17 protein-coding genes and 1 rRNA gene are annotated in these 18,373 nt (G+C 74.5%); 15 read left to right on the plus strand and 3 right to left on the minus strand.

Annotation, left to right across the window (positions count from 1 at the left end; genetic code table 11):
• The 3 genes from rrf to AB0A69_RS17110 all read left to right on the plus strand — a co-directional run.
• Positions 1-92: ribosomal RNA gene (rrf, locus tag AB0A69_RS17100) — 5S ribosomal RNA — on the plus strand; the annotation flags it as partial.
• Positions 93-344: 252 nt separating this feature from the next.
• Positions 345-1,439, plus strand: coding sequence for a hypothetical protein (locus tag AB0A69_RS17105; RefSeq protein WP_361422497.1), 1,095 nt, complete (start codon positions 345-347; stop codon positions 1,437-1,439).
• Complete coding sequence (locus AB0A69_RS17110) at positions 1,376-2,137, plus strand: tetratricopeptide repeat protein (RefSeq protein ID WP_361422433.1); 762 nt, start codon at positions 1,376-1,378, stop codon at positions 2,135-2,137. The genes AB0A69_RS17105 and AB0A69_RS17110 overlap by 64 nt, the downstream gene beginning before the upstream one ends.
• Positions 2,138-2,184: 47 nt before the next feature.
• Here the strand turns inward: AB0A69_RS17110 and AB0A69_RS17115 are convergent, their stop codons facing one another.
• Positions 2,185-3,474 (minus strand): DUF1015 domain-containing protein, encoded by a 1,290-nt coding sequence (locus AB0A69_RS17115; RefSeq protein ID WP_361421700.1) that lies wholly within the window; start codon positions 3,472-3,474, stop codon positions 2,185-2,187.
• A gap of 70 nt (positions 3,475-3,544) precedes the next feature.
• Between AB0A69_RS17115 and AB0A69_RS17120 the strand changes: the two genes are divergently transcribed.
• The 4 genes from AB0A69_RS17120 to AB0A69_RS17135 all read left to right on the plus strand — a co-directional run bounded on the left by AB0A69_RS17120 (position 3,545) and on the right by AB0A69_RS17135 (position 7,864).
• The gene (locus tag AB0A69_RS17120; RefSeq protein ID WP_361421703.1) at positions 3,545-4,648 is read left to right on the plus strand and encodes an HAD-IIA family hydrolase; all 1,104 of its coding nucleotides are present in this window, start codon (positions 3,545-3,547) and stop codon (positions 4,646-4,648) included.
• 311 nt (positions 4,649-4,959) lie between these two features.
• Positions 4,960-5,973, plus strand: coding sequence for an iron chelate uptake ABC transporter family permease subunit (locus AB0A69_RS17125; RefSeq protein WP_361422436.1), 1,014 nt, complete (start codon positions 4,960-4,962; stop codon positions 5,971-5,973).
• Between the two features lie 20 nt (positions 5,974-5,993).
• Positions 5,994-7,007 (plus strand): iron chelate uptake ABC transporter family permease subunit, encoded by a 1,014-nt coding sequence (locus AB0A69_RS17130; RefSeq protein ID WP_361422439.1) that lies wholly within the window; start codon positions 5,994-5,996, stop codon positions 7,005-7,007.
• 35 nt (positions 7,008-7,042) lie between these two features.
• Positions 7,043-7,864 carry an ABC transporter ATP-binding protein gene (locus tag AB0A69_RS17135; protein ID WP_361421706.1) on the plus strand — a complete coding sequence of 274 codons (822 nt, stop codon included), beginning with the start codon at positions 7,043-7,045 and terminating at the stop codon, positions 7,862-7,864.
• Here AB0A69_RS17135 and AB0A69_RS17140 read toward each other — a convergent pair.
• Positions 7,853-8,200 carry an SCP2 sterol-binding domain-containing protein gene (locus AB0A69_RS17140; RefSeq protein ID WP_361421709.1) on the minus strand — a complete coding sequence of 116 codons (348 nt, stop codon included), beginning with the start codon at positions 8,198-8,200 and terminating at the stop codon, positions 7,853-7,855. The two genes, AB0A69_RS17135 and AB0A69_RS17140, sit on opposite strands and share 12 nt — an antisense overlap.
• A gap of 42 nt (positions 8,201-8,242) precedes the next feature.
• Here AB0A69_RS17140 and AB0A69_RS17145 point away from each other — a divergent pair, with 42 nt between their 5' ends.
• From AB0A69_RS17145 to AB0A69_RS17180, 8 genes are all read left to right on the plus strand, one after another.
• Positions 8,243-8,602, plus strand: coding sequence for a hypothetical protein (locus AB0A69_RS17145; protein WP_361421712.1), 360 nt, complete (start codon positions 8,243-8,245; stop codon positions 8,600-8,602).
• Between the two features lie 7 nt (positions 8,603-8,609).
• Positions 8,610-9,425 carry a TlyA family RNA methyltransferase gene (locus AB0A69_RS17150; RefSeq protein WP_361421715.1) on the plus strand — a complete coding sequence of 272 codons (816 nt, stop codon included), beginning with the start codon at positions 8,610-8,612 and terminating at the stop codon, positions 9,423-9,425.
• The gene (locus AB0A69_RS17155; protein ID WP_361421718.1) at positions 9,422-10,348 is read left to right on the plus strand and encodes an NAD kinase; all 927 of its coding nucleotides are present in this window, start codon (positions 9,422-9,424) and stop codon (positions 10,346-10,348) included. Before AB0A69_RS17150 ends, AB0A69_RS17155 begins: the two co-directional genes overlap by 4 nt.
• 192 nt (positions 10,349-10,540) lie before the next feature.
• Positions 10,541-11,434 (plus strand): NAD(P)-dependent oxidoreductase, encoded by an 894-nt coding sequence (locus tag AB0A69_RS17160; protein ID WP_361421721.1) that lies wholly within the window; start codon positions 10,541-10,543, stop codon positions 11,432-11,434.
• Between the two features lie 130 nt (positions 11,435-11,564).
• Positions 11,565-13,283 carry a DNA repair protein RecN gene (recN, locus tag AB0A69_RS17165; RefSeq protein ID WP_361422442.1) on the plus strand — a complete coding sequence of 573 codons (1,719 nt, stop codon included), beginning with the start codon at positions 11,565-11,567 and terminating at the stop codon, positions 13,281-13,283.
• A gap of 195 nt (positions 13,284-13,478) precedes the next feature.
• Positions 13,479-14,234 carry a hypothetical protein gene (locus AB0A69_RS17170; RefSeq protein ID WP_361421724.1) on the plus strand — a complete coding sequence of 252 codons (756 nt, stop codon included), beginning with the start codon at positions 13,479-13,481 and terminating at the stop codon, positions 14,232-14,234.
• Positions 14,235-14,324: 90 nt separating this feature from the next.
• Positions 14,325-15,452 carry a glycosyltransferase family 4 protein gene (locus AB0A69_RS17175; protein ID WP_361421727.1) on the plus strand — a complete coding sequence of 376 codons (1,128 nt, stop codon included), beginning with the start codon at positions 14,325-14,327 and terminating at the stop codon, positions 15,450-15,452.
• A gap of 206 nt (positions 15,453-15,658) precedes the next feature.
• Entirely contained in the window at positions 15,659-16,624 is a 966-nt protein-coding gene (locus tag AB0A69_RS17180; protein ID WP_361421730.1) for a YihY/virulence factor BrkB family protein, read from the plus strand.
• Positions 16,625-16,705: 81 nt separating this feature from the next.
• Here the strand turns inward: AB0A69_RS17180 and AB0A69_RS17185 are convergent, their stop codons facing one another.
• The gene (locus tag AB0A69_RS17185; RefSeq protein WP_361422445.1) at positions 16,706-18,364 is read right to left on the minus strand and encodes a PucR family transcriptional regulator; all 1,659 of its coding nucleotides are present in this window, start codon (positions 18,362-18,364) and stop codon (positions 16,706-16,708) included.
• Between the last annotated feature and the right edge of the window lie 9 nt (positions 18,365-18,373).

The following is an 18,373-nucleotide window of genomic DNA, read 5'->3' on the forward strand; positions in this document are numbered from 1 at the left end:
CGCCCGGTTACATTCCGAACCCGGAAGCTAAGCCTTTCAGCGCCGATGGTACTGCAGGGGGGACCCTGTGGGAGAGTAGGACGCCGCCGAACAATCTTTCAAGGACCCTTGGTCCCAGCGTGCATGCTGGGACCAAGGGTCCTTTTGTAATTGTGCGGGATTTTCCCGAAGCGCGTCGGACGGCCGACTGCGCGAGAATGACTGCGGTACCCGAATGACAGGAGCCATGCCCATGTCCACCAACTCCTCCGACGATCGTCCGGAGCGCGAGCCGCGTCGCAGGGACGGTGGCGAGCGGGGCGGCTTCCGGCGCGATGACCGCGGGCCGCGCCGTGATGACAACCGTGGCGGTGGCGGTGGCTTCCGCCGCGACGACCGCCGCGATGACCGCCCGGCGTTCCGGCGGGATGACCGGCGTGACGCTCCGCGTGACGACCGTCGGGACGAACGTGACCGTGGGCCCCGTCGTACCGACGACCGGGGCGGCTTCGGGCGCCGTGACGACCGGGGCGCGCGTCCTTCCGGCGGTGGCTTCCGCCGTGACGACCGACGGGATGAGCGTCGTGACGACAACCGTGGCGGTGGCGGTGGCTTCCGCCGCGACGACCGCCGGGATGACAACCGCGGCGGCGGCTTCCGTCGCGACGACCGTCGGGATGACAACCGTGGCGGCGGTTTCCGCCGGGACGACCGACGTGACGACCGGGCGCCGCGGCGCGATGACAACCGCGGCGGCGGCTTCCGCCGGGATGACAACCGTGGTGGTGGCTTCCGTCGTGATGACCGCCGTGACGATCGGCCGGCGTACCAGCGCGATGACAATCGCGGTGGCGGCTTCCGTCGTGATGACCGGCGAGACGACCGCCCGGCGTACCAGCGCGATGACAACCGTGGTGGCGGCTTCCGTCGTGATGACCGGCGAGACGACCGCCCGGCGTTCCGGCGGGATGACCGTCGTGACGCTCCGCGCGACGACCGCGACCGTGGCGGGTTCCGTCGCGATGACCGGCGAGACGACAACCGCGGTGCCGGTTTCCGTCGGGACGACCGGCCGGCGTTCCCCAGGGACGACCGGGCTCCGCGGCGTGACGACCGGGACCGTGGTGGGTTCCGTCGGGACGACCGGCGCGACGACCGCGACCGCGGCACCTTCCCCCGTGACGACCGCATGCAGCGGCGGGACGACCGCCGCGATGACCGTCGTGACGACCGGCCCGGGTTCCGTCGGGACGACCGTGCGCGTGGGCCCCGTCGGGATGACCGTCGGGATGACCGGCGTGACGACCGGCGTGGGGGCGGCGGTGGCGGCTACCGGGGGCGGGACGACCGCGGTGGGTTCCGGCGCGAGGACCGGGACCGGGAGCCCATCAAGCGGCTGCCCATCCCGGCGGACGTCACCGGCGACGAGATCGACAAGGACGTGCGGCAGGAGCTCATGAGCCTGCCGAAGACGCTCGCCGAGGACGTCGCCAGGAACCTCGTGATGGTCGCCAAGCTCATCGACGAGGACCCGGAGCAGGCGTACGCGTACTCGCGCATCGCGCTGCGGCTCGCCTCGCGCGTGGCCGCGGTGCGGGAGGCCGCCGGCTTCGCCGCGTACGCCACGCAGAAGTACGCCGAGGCCCTGGCCGAGTTCCGGGCGGCGCGGCGGATGACCGGCAGCGTGGAGCTGTGGCCCGTCATGGCGGACTGCGAGCGCGGGCTGGGCCGGCCGGAGCGGGCCATGGCGATGGCCGGTGAGCCCGAGGTGCAGAAGCTCGACAAGGCCGGCCAGGTCGAGATGCGGCTCGTGGCCGCCGGAGCCCGCCGGGACATGGGGCAGCTCGACGCCGCCATCGTGACCCTGCAGAGCCCGGAGCTGGCCTCGAACTCCATCCAGCCGTGGACCGCACGCCTGCGGTACGCGTACGCCGACGCGCTGCTGGAGGCGGGCCGCGAGGACGAGGCGCGGGAGTGGTTCGCCAAGGCGCTGGAGGCCGACAAGGACGGCAGCACCGACGCCTCCGACCGGCTCGCCGAGATGGACGGCGTCGAGTTCGTCGACGCCGCCGTGACCGACGAGGACCTCGACGCGGACGCGGAGGACGACGCGGACGAGCCGGACGCCGAGGACGGCGACCGGAGCGACCAGCGCTGATGACGAAAGGGCGGCACCCCATCCCGGGGTGCCGCCCTTTTTGCGTTTCAGCCCAGCGTGAGGCTGCGGAGCACGAGGCCCGTCGCGGGCTTCGGGCCGAACGACGTCGACTTGCGGGGCATCGTGACGCCCTGGCGGGCGAGGTCGCGTACGACCTCTTCGCGTACCGGATGCATCAGGACCGCCGTGCCGCCTCGACGGGCGGCGAGGGTGACGGCGGCCTCGGTGTCGTGGATGTACGCGATGTGTTCCGGCGTGTCCGGGACCTGCCAGACGCGGTCGATCAGGGTGGCGTGCAGGACCGTGGCGTCGAGCGTGCGCCATGCCTCCGGGCGATCGGCGGGCACCGTGCGGGCCAGTAGGGCGGGGTCCGGGCGGTCGATGAGGTGGAGGCGGCCGTCGTCGCCGGTGAGGAGGAAGGCGTTGCCCTCGGCGGCGGCGGAGGCGAGGGCCTCCATGGCCGCCGGAAGCGGGGTTCCTTCCTCCAGGGTGCGTATCCGGAAGTGGGCGTCGAGGGCGGCGAGCGCGTCGGCGACGGGCAGGCGGTTCAGCAGGCGATGGATGGCGCGGACCTGGAGGGGGTAGCGGGCCGTGTCGACGAGGAGGACCAGGCCGTAGTTCCAGGGGCCGGGGGAGGGGTGTTCCTCGCGCAGGCGCAGATAGGTCGCCCAGCGGTGGTGGCCGTCCGCGATCAGGGCCTGGTGGTGGGCGAGGTCGGCGGCGATCCGGTCCATGTCGGCCGGGTCGGTGATGGCCCACAGGCGGTGGCTGAAGCCGTCCTCCGTGGTGGTGGCGAGGAGGGGGGCGCGCAGGGTGGTGCGTTCGATGACGGCGGTCGCGCCGGTGGCGCTGCCGTTGCCGCGGTAGGTGAGGAGCAGGGGCTCCAGGTTGGCGGCGGTCGTACGCATCAGGGCCGCGCGGTCCTCGATGACGTGCGGCATCACGTCCTCGTGCGGCAGGACGACGCCCTCGGCGGGGGTGGAGAGTTCCAGGGCGCCGATGAGGCCGCGTTGGAGGAGGTCGCCCTTGCGCTGCTCGTACACGTACAGGGCGGGCTCGGTCTCCGGGGCGAGGACGCCGTCGGCGAGCCACGCGTCGAGGGTCTCGGCGGCCTGGCGGTGGCGGGCGCCGTTGGTGGCGGCCTGCGGGAGGATCAGCCGGACGATGTTGTGGGGATCGGCCGACTCCAGATGGTTCAGGCCGTCGGGCCGTACGACGACGTCGTACGGCGGGGAGGTCACCGCGGCGAGGCTGCCGACCCGTTGGGCGTCGTAGCGCAGCCCACGGAAGGGGAGCAGGTGCAGACCGTCGTTGGCCGCAGGACCCGTGCTGTTCATCCCAGCATCGTATGTGGGACGCGCCATGAGCGATGATCGAGGGAGTGGATTCGCAGGGAGGACGACGGACATGGCGCAGCAGCGGCACGGCGACGGCACGGACGGAACGGACGGCACTGACCGGGCGGCGCAGGCTCCGGCGGCCGGGGCGGCCCGCACGCGGCCGAGCGGAAGCGCGACCGCGCTGAGCGAGGCGTACGACACCGCGCTGCTGGACCTGGACGGGGTGGTGTACGCGGGCGGAGAGGCGATCGCGTACGCCGTCGACGCGTTGGAGGCGGCACGGGCCGGTGGCATGCACCTGGCGTACGTCACCAACAACGCGCTGCGGACACCGGAGGCCGTGGCGGCGCACCTGACGGAGCTGGGCGTGCCGGCGGAGGCGACGGACGTGGTCACCTCCGCGCAGGCCGTCGCGCGGCTGATCGCCGAGCAGGTGCCGCAGGGGTCGCGGGTGCTGGTGATCGGCGGTGAGGGGCTGCGGGTCGCGCTGCGCGAGCGCGGGCTGGTGCCCGTGGAGTCCGCGGACGACGACCCGGCGGCGGTGGTGCAGGGGTATGGGGGCCCGGACCTGCCGTGGGGGCGGTTCGCGGAGGCGGCGTACGCCGTCGCGCGTGGGGTTCCGTGGTTCGCGTCCAACACCGACCTCACCATCCCCGGCCCGCGGGGCATCGCGCCCGGGAACGGCGCGGCGGTGGAGGTCGTCCGCATCGCGACGGGCGCGGAGCCGCAGGTCGCCGGCAAGCCGCTGACGCCGATGCACCGCGAGACGATCCTGCGGACGGGAGCGGAGCGGCCGCTGGTGGTCGGGGACCGGCTCGACACGGACATCGAGGGCGCCGTCAACGGGGGCGTGGACTCGCTGCTCGTGCTGACCGGCGTGACCGACCCGGCGCAGCTGCTCGCGGCCGTGCCGGAGCACCGGCCGACGTACGTGGACGCGGATCTGCGGGGGCTCCTCACGGGGCAGCCCGAGGTGACGGGGTCGGCGGCGGACGGGTTCGTCTGCGGGGGCTGGACCGCGTCGGTGAGCGGGGGCGGCGCGCTGGCCCTGGAGGGTGAGGGCGAGAACCTGGACGGGCTGCGGGCCTTGTGCGCGGCGGCGTGGGCGCAGGCGGGTGCGGGGGCGTGCGGGCTGGACGCCGGGAAGGCGCTGGCGCGCCTGGGGTGGTGAGGGTTCGTCAGGGGAGCGATCCCTCGCGGGGCGGGCGGTTGCGTAAGCGGCCGGACGTGGGAACGGGGCTCTTCGGCGGGGTCCCGCCGTGGCCCGCCGGTCCGGTGGCCCGGCCGTGGGCCGTTCGTCGTTCCGCCGGTGGCGCGCCGGGTCCGCGGTCCGCCCCTTCCGTCTGTTTCCAGCCGTTGGTTCCGTATTCCCCTCGGCTGCCACGCCGCGGCTGTGCAGGTCAGGGGGCTGGTGGCGAAAGGAGGATAGGCTAACCTAACCGGGTGTTGGTCGAGAGTCCTTCCGAAGTGAGCGCGGAGCCGATACCCGCCGCCCAGCCGCGCAGGCGCCATTCGGTGCGTGCGCTGGGGCTGCTGGGGGCCGTCGGTGTCCTGCTGCTGGTGTGTGTCGCGAGCATCGTGATCGGTGCCAAACCGGTTCCCGTCGGGGATGTGTGGCACGGGGTGTTCCACAACTCCGGTACCGGCAACGACGTCGTCATCGCCGAGCTGCGCATGCCGCGCACCCTGATGGGACTGCTCGTCGGTGTCGCGCTCGGGCTGTCCGGGGCCGTCATGCAGGCGCTGACCCGGAACCCGCTCGCCGAGCCGGGACTCATGGGCGTCAACGCGGGCGCCGCCGCCGCCGTCGTCACCGCCATCAGCTTCTTCGGGATCACCTCCCTGTCCGGGTACGTGTGGTTCGCGTTCGCCGGGGCGGCGCTCGTCTCCGTCGTCGTGTACGTCCTCGGCGGCAGCCGCAGCGCCACGCCCGTGCGCCTCGCGCTCGCCGGAACCGCCGCCACCTTCGCGCTGTACGGCTACGTCAACGCCGTACAACTGCTGGATGCGGCGGCGCTGGACCGGCTGCGGTTCTGGACCGTGGGCTCGCTGGCCACCGCCGACATGGCGACCGTCGGCAAGGTCGCGCCGTTCGTCGTGGTCGGGGTCGTCCTCGCGCTGCTGATCGCGCGGCCGCTCAACGCCATGGAGATGGGCGACGACACCGCCCGCGCGCTGGGCGCGAACCTCAACCGCACGCGCGTGCTCGCGATGGTCGCGGTGACGCTGCTGTGCGGCGCCGCGACCGCCGCCTGCGGGCCCATCGTCTTCGTCGGGCTCGCGGTGCCGTATCTCGTACGGGCGCTCACCGGCCCGGACATGCGGTGGATCCTGCCGTACGCGGCCGTCCTCTCGCCGGTGCTGCTGCTCGGCGCCGACGTCATCGGGCGGGTCGTGGCCCGGCCGGCCGAGCTCCAGGTGGGCATCGTCACCGCGGTCATCGGCGGGCCCGTCTTCATCCACCTCGTACGCCGCAAGAGGATGGCCCAGCTGTGAAAGCGACACGCGTGATACGCATGCCCGGCGGGCTCTCCGTACGGGTCGAGCCGCGCGGCCTAGGCGTCGCCCTCGGCCTGCTCCTGGTGACGCTCGCGGCCGGGGTCGTCCTCATCGGCAGCGGTGACTTCCCCCTCGCCCCTGGCGACGTCGTCGCCACGCTCCTCGGCGACGGCACGGTGGTGCAGGACTTCGTCGTGTGGGACCTGCGGCTGCCGCGCGTCCTCGTGGCGGTCCTCGTCGGGGCGGGGCTCGGCCTGGGCGGCGCGGTGTTCCAGTCCCTCACCCGCAACCCGCTCGGCAGCCCCGACATGATCGGCTTCGGGCAGGGTGCGACCGTCGGCGCGCTCACCGTGATCGTGCTCTTCGACGGCGACTCCGCCGCCGTCGCGGCCGGGGCCGTCGTCGGCGGCCTGCTGACCGGCGCGGCCGTGTACCTGCTCGCCTGGAAGCGGGGCGTCCACGGGTTCCGGCTCGTCCTCGTCGGCATCGGTGTGGCGGCCATGCTCACCGCCGTCATCCACTACCTGATCACCAAGGCGAACCTGGTGGACGCCACCCGCGCCACCGTCTGGATGACCGGCTCGCTGGAAGGGCGCGACTGGACCCAGTTCTGGCCGCTGCTCGCCGTGTCCTGCGTGCTGATCCCCGTGGTCCTCGCGTACGGGCGGCCGCTGCGGATGCTGGAGATGGGCGACGACGCGGCGTACGCCCTCGGCGTGAAGGTGGAGCGCACGCGCGTGGCGCTCACGGCCTCCGCCGTCCTGCTGGTCTCCGTCGCCACCGCCGCCGCCGGACCCATCACCTTCGTCGCGCTCAGCGCCCCGCAGGTCGCCCGCCGGCTCACCCGCTCGCCCGGGCCGAACCTGGGCGCCGCCATGCTCACCGGTGCCGCGCTGCTGCTGATCGCGGACTGGACCGCCACGAACGCCTTCGGGGACCGGCAGCTTCCGGTGGGCGTGGTGACCGGCGTCGTCGGCGGTGTGTACCTGCTGTGGCTGCTGGTCACGGAGCGCAGGGCAGGCCGGATATGACCCCCACGAACCACGAGAACGCCAGGAGTACGTCCATGCAGCGCCAGCACCAGCGGCTCAGCGCCGAGTCGGTCACGCTCGCCTACGAGCAGCGGATCATCGCCCGCGACCTGTCGGTCGAGATCCCGGACAACTCCTTCACGGTGATCGTCGGCCCCAACGCCTGCGGCAAGTCGACGCTGCTGCGCGCGCTGTCCCGGATGCTGAAGCCCACCGAGGGCCGTGTGCTCCTCGACGGCCAGGCCATCCACTCCATGCCCGCCAAGAAGGTCGCCCGCACGCTGGGCCTGCTGCCGCAGTCGTCCATCGCGCCCGACGGCATCACCGTCGCCGACCTCGTCGCCCGCGGCCGCTACCCGCACCAGGGGCTGCTGCGGCAGTGGTCCCCGGAGGACGAGCGGATCGTCCAGGAGTCGATGGACGCGACCGGCGTCGGCGAGCTCGGCGACCGGTACGTCGACGAGCTCTCCGGCGGCCAGCGCCAGCGCGTGTGGATCGCGATGGCGCTCGCCCAGCAGACGCCGCTGCTGCTGCTCGACGAGCCCACGACGTTCCTCGACATCCAGCACCAGATCGACGTGCTGGACCTGTGCGCCGAGCTGCACGAGACGCAGGGCCGCACCCTGGTCGCCGTCCTGCACGACCTGAACCACGCGGCGCGGTACGCCACCCACCTCATCGCCGTACGGGGCGGGGAGATCATCGCCGAGGGCCCGCCGAGCGAGATCGTCACCGCGGAGCTGGTCGAGCGGGTCTTCGGCCTGCGCTGCCAGGTCATCGAGGACCCGGAGACCGGGACTCCGCTGGTGGTGCCGGCCGCCCGCAAGGCCCGGGTGACGCCCGCGCTACAGAAGTGAGCGCAGCCGCAGCACGTCGCGGAAGCCGGCCTCCAGCCTGACGCGGCCGGAGGCCCAGGCCCTGGCGAAGTTCAGCCCGCCGTCCACCAGCGCCACCAGGTCGTCACCGGTCATCGCCAGCCGGATCTCGGCCCGCTCCTGTGGCGGCCCCTCGACCTGGTCGCCGACCTCGATCCGGCCGCCCGCGAGGCGGCCGGTGAAGGTGACGTCGAGGTCCGTGATGTGGCAGCTGAGCGTGCGGTCGAGGGCGGTGGCGTCGCGCACCTCGCCGTTCGCCCGCGTGAGGCTGTCGGAAAGTCTGTCGAGTGCGCTGCGGCACTCCTCGATCGTGGCCATCGCCACCGACCGTACCCCAGCGCTTCGCGGTAGCGTCTGGGCATGAGCGACGTGATGCCCGAGGAGGGGGACCCGGGGACGGCCCCGGCGACGGGCCCGGTGACGCCCGCGCCGGTGGTGACGCCCGCGCGGACGGAGGCGTACGAGCCCGGCGCGCACGACCCCGAGGCGTACGACCCCGAGGCGTACGAGCCGGCGGCGCCCGCGCCGCTCGGCGTGGAGCGCGTGCCCACCGGCCATCCCGGGGTCGACGCCGGTCTCGAGCGGCTGGGCGACGCCGACCACCTCCCTGCGGACGGTCACCTCGAGGTGTACGAGGATGTACACAGGGGGCTGCGGGACGCGCTGACCGCGCTCGACGCGCGCCCGCCGATGCCTTCGCCGTACGAACACAGGAGCTGAACCGAACGTGGCAGGAGTCGCACGCCGCCGTCTCGACGCCGAGCTGGTACGCCGCAAGCTCGCCCGCTCGCGCGAGCACGCGAGCCAGCTGATCGCGGCGGGGCGGGTGACCGTCGGCGGCGCCACCGCCACCAAGGCCGCCACCCAGGTGGAGACCGCGGCCGCGATCGTGGTCGCCCAGGACGACACCGACCCCGACTACGTCTCGCGCGGCGGGCACAAGCTGGCCGGGGCGCTGGAGGCGTTCGTACCGCGCGGGCTGAAGGTCGAGGGGCGGCGGGCGCTGGACGCCGGGGCGTCCACCGGCGGCTTCACCGACGTGCTGCTGCGCGCCGGGGCCGCGCACGTCGTCGCCGTCGACGTCGGGTACGGGCAGCTCGCCTGGTCGCTGCAGAGCGATGAACGCGTCACCGTCAAGGACCGTACGAACGTACGTGAGCTGACGCTGGACGCGATCGACGGAGAGCCGGTGGACCTGGTCGTGGGAGACCTCTCCTTCATCCCCCTCGGGCTCGTGCTGCCCGCTCTGGTGCGGGTCTGCGCGCCCGACGCCGACCTGGTGCTGATGGTGAAGCCGCAGTTCGAGGTGGGCAAGGAGCGGCTGGGCAGCGGGGGAGTGGTCCGCAGCCCGGAGCTGCGCGCGGAGGCGGTGCGGGGCGTGGCGCGCCACGCCGCCGAGCTGGGGCTCGGTGTGCTGGGCGTGACGGCGAGCCCGCTGCCCGGGCCGTCCGGCAACGTCGAGTACTTTCTGTGGCTGCGGGCGGGGGCGCCCGTCCTGGATCCGGCGGATGTGGACCGGGCTGTGGCGGAGGGACCTCGGTGACATCGACGACAGCGGCACCGCAAGCGACGACCGGACGGACCGTCTTCCTGCTCGCGCACACCGGCCGGCCGGCTGCGGTGCGCAGCGCCGAGCTGGTCGTCCTCGGGCTGCTGCGCAGCGGCATCGGCGTCCGCGTCCTGGCGGCGGAGGCGGCGGACCTGCCGCTGCCGCCGACCGTGGAGACCGTCCCCGAGGCGACGCCCGGCGTGCTCGACGACTGCGAGCTGCTGATCGTGCTCGGCGGTGACGGGACGCTGCTGCGCGGCGCCGAGTTCGCGCGCGCCTCCGGCGTGCCGATGCTCGGCGTCAACCTGGGGCGGGTCGGCTTCCTCGCCGAGGCCGAGCGCGACGACCTCGACAAGGTCGTGGACCGGGTGGTGACACGGGCGTACGAGGTCGAGGAGCGCATGACCCTCGACGTCGCCGTGTACGAGAACGGCGACGTGCTGCACACCGACTGGGCGCTCAACGAGGCCGCCGTCCAGAAGGTGTCGGCCGAGCGCATGCTGGAGGTCGTCCTCGCGATCGACGGGCGGCCGGTGACCGGGTTCGGCTGCGACGGCGTGATCTGCGCGACGCCGACCGGCTCGACGGCGTACGCCTTCTCGGCGGGCGGGCCGGTGATCTGGCCCGAGGTGGAGGCGCTGCTGATGGTGCCGATCGGGGCGCACGCGCTCTTCGCCAAGCCGCTGGTGACCACGCCCGAGTCGGTGCTGGCGGTGGAGGTCGAGCCGCACACGCCGCACGGCGTGCTGTGGTGCGACGGGCGCCGCACCGTCGAACTGCCCGCCGGCGCGCGGGTGGAGGTCCGCCGGGGCGCCGTGCCGGTACGGCTGGCGCGGCTGCACCACGCGTCGTTCACCGACCGGCTGGTGGCGAAGTTCGCCCTGCCGGTGTCGGGGTGGCGGGGGGCGCCGCACTAGGGGCGGTGTACGACGACCCTGTCCGGAGCCTGGTACAGCCCGTGCCGGATGTCCTGGACGTCGCGGCTCCCGGCTGCGCGAAGGCGTGCCACCGGGGCGGCGGCGGGCCCGCCTTGGGCGGGTGTGTGCCGCGCGGGGGCGATGGCGCAGACTTTCGGGCGGGCGCGGTCGTACGAGTGAAGTGAGGAACCGATGGCGAAGGTCGCCGTGGTGGGCGTGGGCATCATGGGCGGGGGCATGGCCGAGAACCTGCTCCGGCACGGGCACGAGGTGGTGGTGTGGAACCGCAGCCCCCGGCGCGTCGAAGGACTCGCCGCCGCCGGCGCGGTGATCGCCGCCACCCCGGCCGAGGCCGCCGCCCGGGCCGACGTCGTCTTCGAGGTGACGGCCGACGACGCCTCGTCCCGGCAGGTGTGGCAGGGGCCGGACGGCATCCTGGCGGGAGCGCGGGAGGACGCGGTGCTCGTCGCCTCGGCGACGCTCTCCGTGGGCTGGGTGGAGGAGTTGGCCGCCGCGTGCGAGCGGCAGGGCGCGGTCTTCTTCGACATGCCGCTGACGGGCGGGGCCGCCGGCGCCAGGACCGGGAACCTGGTGCTGCTCGCCGGAGGGGACGCCTCCCGGCTCCCCGGGCTGCAGGAGGTGTTCGACGCCATCGCCAAGGAGGTCAAGCACTTCGGACCGGCCGGTGCGGGCACCCGCTTCAAGCTGGTCCTCAACGCCCTCCAGGCCGTCCACCTCGCCGGACTGGGCGAGGCCCTGCGTCTGGCGGAGGCGGTGGGCCTCGACCCGCTCCAGGTCGGGCCCGCGCTGGTGGAGCGCCCCGGCGGTGTGGTCACCCGGCTCGCCTGGGACAGCTACCTCAGCCCGCCGGAGCCCGCCAACTTCCAGGTGGAGTGGGCCCACAAGGACCTCACTTACGCCGCCCGCATGGCCGGGGAGGCCGGTGAGGACCGGCACCCGCTCCTCGACGGCGTGCTGGCGCAGTTCGACGCCGCGCTCGCCGCAGGCCGCGGACAGCGCGACTGGAGCGCGGTCAACCCGGTGCACTCCGGCGGCGCCGCCGGCCCCCGCCACTCCGTGGAGTGACATCCGGGGAGCACGTGGGTTGACCGGGGCCCGGATGACGCGGGCGCGACCTGCGGGATCGGCGACGCGGGGCGGGGGCCGTCGCACTCCGGGCTCCGGACCTCGTAAGGTCTTCTCCGTGCTGGAGGAGATGCGGATACGGTCGCTCGGAGTCATCGACGACGCGGTGGTCGAGCTGTCACCCGGTTTCACCGCGGTGACCGGCGAGACCGGTGCGGGCAAGACCATGGTGGTGACGAGCCTCGGGCTGCTGCTCGGCGGGCGCGCCGACCCGGCCCTGGTGCGGATCGGCTCGCCGTCGGCCGTCGTCGAGGGGCGGATCAGCGTGGCGCCGGGCGACGCCGCGGCGGTACGGGCCGAGGAGGCGGGAGCCGAGCTCGACGACGGTGCCCTCATCGTCAGCCGCACCATCTCGGCGGAGGGCCGCTCGCGGGCGCACCTGGGCGGGCGCTCCGTGCCCGTCGGCGTACTCGCCGAGCTCGCCGACGACCTCGTCGCCGTACACGGCCAGACCGACCAGCAGGGCTTGCTCAAGCCGGCCCGGCAGCGGGGCGCACTCGACCGGTACGCGGGGGAGGCGGTCGCCGGGCCGCTCGCCGGGTACAGCGAGGCGTACCGGCGGCTGCGGGCCGTCTCCGCCGAGCTGGAGGAGCTGACCACGCGGGCGCGGGAGCGGGCCCAGGAGGCCGATCTGCTGCGCTTCGGACTCGCCGAGATCGAGGCGGTCGAGCCCCGCGCCGGTGAGGACGCCGAGCTGGCCGCCGAGGCCGAGCGGCTCGGCCACGCCGAGGCCCTCGCGTCCGCCGCCGCGCTCGCGCACGGCGCGCTCGCCGGCAACCCGGAGGACCCGGAGGCGGTCGACGCGACCACCCTCGTCGCGGGCGCGGGCCGGGCCCTGGAGGCCGTACGGTCGCACGACCCCGCGCTGGCGGCGCTCGCCGACCGGATCGGCGAGATCTCGATCCTCCTCGCGGACGTGGCGGGCGAGCTCGCCGGATACGCCGACAACCTGGACGCCGACCCGCGGCGGCTGGCCGCCGTCGAGGAGCGGCGGGCCGCGCTCACCTCGCTCACCCGCAAGTACGGCGAGAACATCGACGCCGTACTGGCGTGGGCGGAGGACGGTGTCGCCCGGCTCACCGAACTGGACGGCGACGACGACCGGATCGGCGAGCTGACGGCCGAGCGGGACGCCCTGCGCGCCGAGCTCTCCGGGCTGGCGCAGGCGCTCACGGACGCGCGCACCGAGGCGGCGGCGCGGTTCGCCGACGCGGTCACGGCGGAGCTGGCGTCGCTCGCCATGCCGCACGCGCGGGTGTCCTTCGCCATCCGGCAGACCGAGGATCCGGAGGGTGTGGAGGTCAACGGCCGGACGGTGGCGTACGGGCCGCACGGCGCCGACGAGGTCGAGCTGCTGCTCGCCCCGCACCCGGGCGCGCCGCCCCGGCCGATCGCCAAGGGCGCCTCGGGCGGTGAGCTCTCGCGCGTGATGCTCGCGGTCGAGGTGGTCTTCGCCGGCACGGACCCGGTGCCGACGTACCTCTTCGACGAGGTCGACGCGGGTGTCGGCGGTAAGGCGGCGGTGGAGATCGGGCGGCGGCTGGCCAAGCTCGCCAAGTCGGCGCAGGTCGTGGTCGTCACGCACCTGCCGCAGGTGGCGGCCTTCGCCGACCGCCAGCTGCTGGTCGAGAAGACCAACGACGGCTCCGTGACCCGCTCCGGCGTCACCGTCCTGGAGGGCGAGGACCGGGTGCGGGAGCTGTCGCGGATGCTGGCCGGCCAGGAGGACTCCGAGACGGCGCGGGCGCACGCGGAGGAGCTGCTGGCGGCGGCGCGGGCGGACGGCTGAGGGGCGCCCGGCGGGGCCTGTGGGGCTCGCCGGGCCCGCCGGGCCCGCCCGGCCTCCTGTCGTGCGGGCGACGGGTGCTTCCCGGAGCTGAACCGCGTCATGGATGGGCCCTCCTCACGGATCCGATCGGTACGTAACAGAGAGTGACAGATGCCACTGACAACGGGGTCCTGACCGCGTCCTAGGCTGGCACTCATGATCGAGAACTTGCGCAGGAGCGCCGTCGCGTTCGGGCTTGCCGCCGGAGCCACCCGTGCCGTCTACGCCGGGCTGCGGCGACGCCGGGGCGGCGACCGGCGGTGGGAGCGGACCAACTACGCCGGACGGGCCGTCGATCTGTACGCCGGGCCCGCGGTGGCCGTGGGCGCCGCCCTCGGCGCGCTGCCCGCCCCCACGCGCGCCGCCGCCGCGCCGGCCGTTCTCGCGGCCGGGGTCTGCGGCGCGTACGACGACCGCAACGGCGACCACCGGCGCGGCTTCCGCGCCCACCTCGGGGCCCTGCGGGACGGGGAGGTCACCAGCGGCGCCGTCAAACTCCTCGGGATCGGGGCCGCCGGGCTCGCCGCGGGCGCACTGCTCAAGGCACGGCCCGTCGACAAGGTCCTCGCGGGCGTGGTCATCGCCGGTACCGCGCACCTCGTCAACCTCATCGACGTACGCCCCGGGCGGGCCGCCCTCGCCGTGCTCACGCTCAGTACGCCGGGGCTGCTGCGCGGGCCCGAACCGCTCGCCCTCGCGTCCATGGGGGCCGCCGCGGCCATCGTCGGCGACGACCTGGGGGAGCGCACCATGCTCGGCGACGCGGGCGCCCACGCGCTGGGCGCGGCGCTCGGCACCGCGATAGCCTCCGCCAACGGCCGGGTGGGGCTGGTGATCCACGCGGCCGGGGTCGTCGCGGCGGCGGTGTACGGGGACCAAGTCAGCCGACGTATCGCAGGTTCACCCATGTGAGTGATACGGGCTGCGAGGTTACGCCACCGGACACGGGAACGGGGCCTCGCTGGTGCCGGAACGCGCGTACGGACTGGCATTCTTGGGCGCGTGACACAGCTGCGTACGGTCCAAGTGCTCGGCGGCGGCAGCGCGGGCAGCAGCGCTCATGTCAGATCACTGGCCGCCGGGCTGGTGGCGAGGGGCGTGCGGGTGACCGTGTGCGCCCCGGCCGAACTCGACCACGACTACGACTATCTCGGCACCGGCGCGCACTTCGTGCCCGTGCCGCGGCGCAGTGACCCCCTCGCCATCGCGGTGCTGCGCGCCGCGTGCGCCGGCGCGGACGTGGTGCACGCGCACGGCGTGCACGCCGGAGTGCGGGCGGCGCTGGCGCTCGGCTCACAGGCCCAGCAGCGCCGCCGCGTGCCGCTCGTCGTCACCTGGCACACGCGTACGCTCGCGGACGGGCCCGCCCGGGCGAGGCTGCTCCGGCTGATGGAGCGCAAGGCCGTGCGGGCGGCGGCCGTCGTGCTCGGTACGTCGTCCGAGCTGGTGGACCGCGCGCGGCGGCGGGGCGCCCGCGACGCCCGCCTCGGTCCCGTCTCGATCCCCGCGCCCCGGCGCGGCTCCGACGCCGTGGACGGCAAGGCCCGCGCGGACCTCGGCGCGATGGACCGGCCACTGCTCATGGCGGTCGGCGCGCTCGAAGCCCACCGGGGCTACGGCACCCTGCTGGACGCGTCCCGGCTGTGGCTGCGCCACGACCCCGTGCCGCTGGTCGCCGTCGCCGGCGAGGGGCGGCAGCGGGGCGCGCTGCAGCGGCGCATCGACACCGACGACCTGCCGGTACGGCTGCTCGGGCGCCGCGACGACGTCACGTCCCTGCTCGCCGCCGCGGACGTGGCGCTCCTCCCCAGCCGCTGGGAGGCCCGCGCCCCGCTGGCGCAGGAGGCCCTGCGCCTCGGCGTCCCGCTGGTCGCGACGGCGGTGGGCGGAGTGCCGGAACTGGTCGGCGACGCGGCGGTCCTGGTGCCGTACGGGGACGCGGGCGCGCTGGCCGAGGCGGTGTCGGGGCTCCTCGCCGACCCGGTGCGGCGGGCGGAGCTGGCGGCGGCGGGGCGGGTGCAGGCGGGGACGTGGCCGACGGAGGACGATACGGTGGTGCAGGTGCTGAGCGTGTACGACGAGCTGTGCGCGGGTTCACGAATCCGTAGACAGCGCCCCCAGAGCCCCTGACGGGGGCGCGCGCCCCCCTTGTGCGCCCTCTCCCCTGTGCGCCGCGGGCGGCGGGGCGAGGGCGGTCCGCACCGGCGTGGCGGGCAGGACTGAGGACCGCGTGGGTATACGCCCTCCCCCAGGGGGCACATGGCAGGCACCATCCATGCGGTGGGGACTGCCGCACGCGGGAAGAAACTGCCGGGCGCCTCGGCGGAAGGGACGACATGGGCACGGTCGTGCATGTGCCGCAGACGCGGGACATGGTCGGGGAGGAGCTCTCCGGTGACGAGGCGTTCACCGCGCTGCGACACTACGGAGGACGCGAGCTGTTCCTCGACTCCTTCGTCCGTTTCCGGTACGCGGACGGCTTCAGCTTCGCCCGTTCCCTGGGGTACCAGGTCGTTCTCGGCATCGTGCCGTTCACCATCGCCCTGGTGGGAGTGGCCACGACCATGCACACGGAGGGCCTCGGGCAGGCCATCGAACTGGCGTTGGCAAGGATCGTGCCGGGAACCAGTGCGGACCTGGTCCGGCAGGCCCTGAGCGACACCCGGCGCAGCGCCGGGGCGGACATCGCGGGCGCCGTCGCCATGTGGCTGGGGCTCGGTTTCGCCCTCCTCAACCTCGCCTCCGCCATGGGGCAGATCGAGCGTGGCTGCAACCGGATCTACGGCATCGAACGCGATCGCCCCTTCCTCGCCAAGTACGGCCGGGGTGTGCTGCTGGCCGTGTGTGCGGGGCTCCCCCTGGGCGGCGGCTTCCTGGCCATCGTCGCCGGCCGGGACATCGGCGAGTCGGTGGTCCAGGCGTTGCACTGGTCCCCGTCACTGCTCGACTGGTGGCAGCCACTGCACATTCCGGTCGGGGTACTGCTCGCGGCGCTGGCCTCGGCCGTGATCTTCCGCTGGGCACCCCGCCGCGATCAGCCCGGCTACACATGGCTCGTCTTCGGTTCGGGTGTCCACCTGCTGCTCTGGGTCGTTGCCACCTGGCTGCTCGCCCTCTACATCGGCAGGAGCGGCTCGTTCGGCGCCGTGTACGGCCCCCTCACGGCTTTTGTCGCGCTGCTGCTGTGGGCCAACGTGACCGGCATCGCCCTCTTCCTTGGTATCGCCTTCGCCGCTCAGCTCGAAGCCGCCAGGGCGGGCATCAAGGAGCCGGTCCACCCAGACCCGGGACCCGGCGCCTGACGGTACGCGGCGAATCGGCCGGGCCCCCGCCGGAGATGCGGGACTCCTCCCGCCCTCGGGAGATGTCGCGCCGGGCCCGCATCAGGAGGTATGCCGCCGGGCCCGCAAGGCCAGGGAGAGGGCCAGGACCGTCTGGGGGTCGTCGAGGTCCGTGCCCAGGAGGTCGCCTATGCGGGCCAGGCGGTTGTAGAGGGTCTGGCGGTTGAGGTGGAGTTCGCGGGCCGTCTCCGCCTTGCGACCCGCGTGGGCCAGGTACGTCTCCAGGGTGGGCAGCAGGGGCGGGCGGGAGGTGCGGTCGTGGTCGCGGAGGGGGCCGATCGCGCGGTCCACGAAGGCGGCCAGGGCGGCGCCCTCGCCGTGGTGGCTCAGGCGCCACAGGAGCAGGTCGATGTCGAGGCGCCGCGCGTCGTACCAGGGGCGGTCCGGCAGGCCCTGCGCGGCCGTCGCGGTCTCGGCGGCGTGGCGCAGGCCCGCCGAGGCCGCGGCCCAGTTGCCCGGGACGCCCACCACGACGACCGGCGCCCCGGCGCCCGTGGGTTCGAGGCCCGCGCGGGAGACGCCCGCCCGCAGCGCGGCCGCCACGCGGTCGGCGACCGCCGTGCGCTCGGACTCCGTGCGCAGGCCCAGCAGCAGCGGCACCCGGCCCTCGACCGGTCGGACGCCCAGCAGTACGGGGACGCCCACCGCGCCCAACTCCTCCAGGACGGCCCGGGTCAGCAGGGACCAGTTCCCCGCGGGCGGCGACGCCGAGGCCAGGCGCATGACGACCGGCAGCAGGGGGCCGTCGCCCGGCTTGAAGCCGAGCACCCGGGCCTGCGCCGGCGCCTCCTCGGCGGGGATCCGGCCCTCCGCGAGGTCCGTCAGGAAGTCGCCCCGGCCCCGCGCCGCGAGCTCCTCCTCCTGCCGGGCCTGCATCAGCACCACCGCCAGGATGCCCGCCGCGCGCTCGGCCGCCATGCGGTGCACGGGGGACAGCACCCCCGAGACGGACAGGATCACCAGCCGGGCCCGGACGGCCGCCGCGCCCGGGCCGCCGCCCGGCACGTCCACCAGCACCGCGCCCGCCGGCGGCTCCGCCTCCCGCGCCGCCCGCTGGCCGCGCAGCCCGTCCCACACCTGGAGCGGATCGGCGCACGAAGGGCCGGACTCGGTCCCGGCGGCGTACAGCAATTGCCCGTCCGCCGTCTCCAGGAAGACGGGGTTGGCGGCGAAGTCGGCCAGGATGGAGAGCACCTGCGGCACCCCGCCCCCGCCCAGCAGCGCCTCCGTGCACCGCCGGTGCACCTCCTCGGCCTGCCGCAGCATCGCGTAGTGGCCGTTGACGATCTCGGTGTGGACCTCCTCCGTGACGGAGACGAAGGGCACCTCCCGGTGCAGCTGCACCAGCGGCAGGCCCGCCGCCCGGGCCGTCTCCACGATCGTCGCCGGCAGTCGCGAGAACCTCGGCCCCAGCTCCACCACCAGCGCCGCGATGCCCCGCTCCGCCAGCCGCCGCACGAACGCGCGCTGCTCGGCCGGGCGCGTACCCAGGCCGAGGCCCGTCGTGAGCAGCAGCTCGCCGCCCTTCAGCAGCGACGCGATGTTCGGCACCTCACCGGCGTGCACCCAGCGCACCGTGCGGTGCAGCCGTTCCGCGCCCGCCACCACCTCCGGCAGGCCACCGCGCAGACCGGGCAGCTCCAGCGCGCGCCGCACGGTGATCCCGCCACCGTGATCGCCCCGGCCGCCCTGACCATCCATCGAGCTCAT

It is taken from the genome of Streptomyces sp. NPDC045431 (assembly GCF_040646655.1).
Lineage (GTDB): Bacteria > Actinomycetota > Actinomycetes > Streptomycetales > Streptomycetaceae > Streptomyces.

Bases quoted from the DNA above. Each gene is read 5' to 3' on its own strand.
- AB0A69_RS17115 (WP_361421700.1), bottom strand. From the start codon at position 3,474: ATGAACAGCACGGGTCCTGCGGCCAACGACGGTCTGCACCTGCTCCCC.
- AB0A69_RS17120 (WP_361421703.1), top strand. From the start codon at position 3,545: ATGGCGCAGCAGCGGCACGGCGACGGCACGGACGGAACGGACGGCACT.
- AB0A69_RS17130 (WP_361422439.1), top strand. From the start codon at position 5,994: ATGCCCGGCGGGCTCTCCGTACGGGTCGAGCCGCGCGGCCTAGGCGTC.
- AB0A69_RS17135 (WP_361421706.1), top strand. From the start codon at position 7,043: ATGCAGCGCCAGCACCAGCGGCTCAGCGCCGAGTCGGTCACGCTCGCC.
- AB0A69_RS17140 (WP_361421709.1), bottom strand. From the start codon at position 8,200: ATGGCCACGATCGAGGAGTGCCGCAGCGCACTCGACAGACTTTCCGAC.
- AB0A69_RS17145 (WP_361421712.1), top strand. From the start codon at position 8,243: ATGAGCGACGTGATGCCCGAGGAGGGGGACCCGGGGACGGCCCCGGCG.
- AB0A69_RS17160 (WP_361421721.1), top strand. From the start codon at position 10,541: ATGGCGAAGGTCGCCGTGGTGGGCGTGGGCATCATGGGCGGGGGCATG.
- recN (WP_361422442.1), top strand. From the start codon at position 11,565: ATGCGGATACGGTCGCTCGGAGTCATCGACGACGCGGTGGTCGAGCTG.
- AB0A69_RS17170 (WP_361421724.1), top strand. From the start codon at position 13,479: ATGATCGAGAACTTGCGCAGGAGCGCCGTCGCGTTCGGGCTTGCCGCC.
- AB0A69_RS17180 (WP_361421730.1), top strand. From the start codon at position 15,659: ATGGGCACGGTCGTGCATGTGCCGCAGACGCGGGACATGGTCGGGGAG.
- AB0A69_RS17185 (WP_361422445.1), bottom strand. From the start codon at position 18,364: ATGGATGGTCAGGGCGGCCGGGGCGATCACGGTGGCGGGATCACCGTG.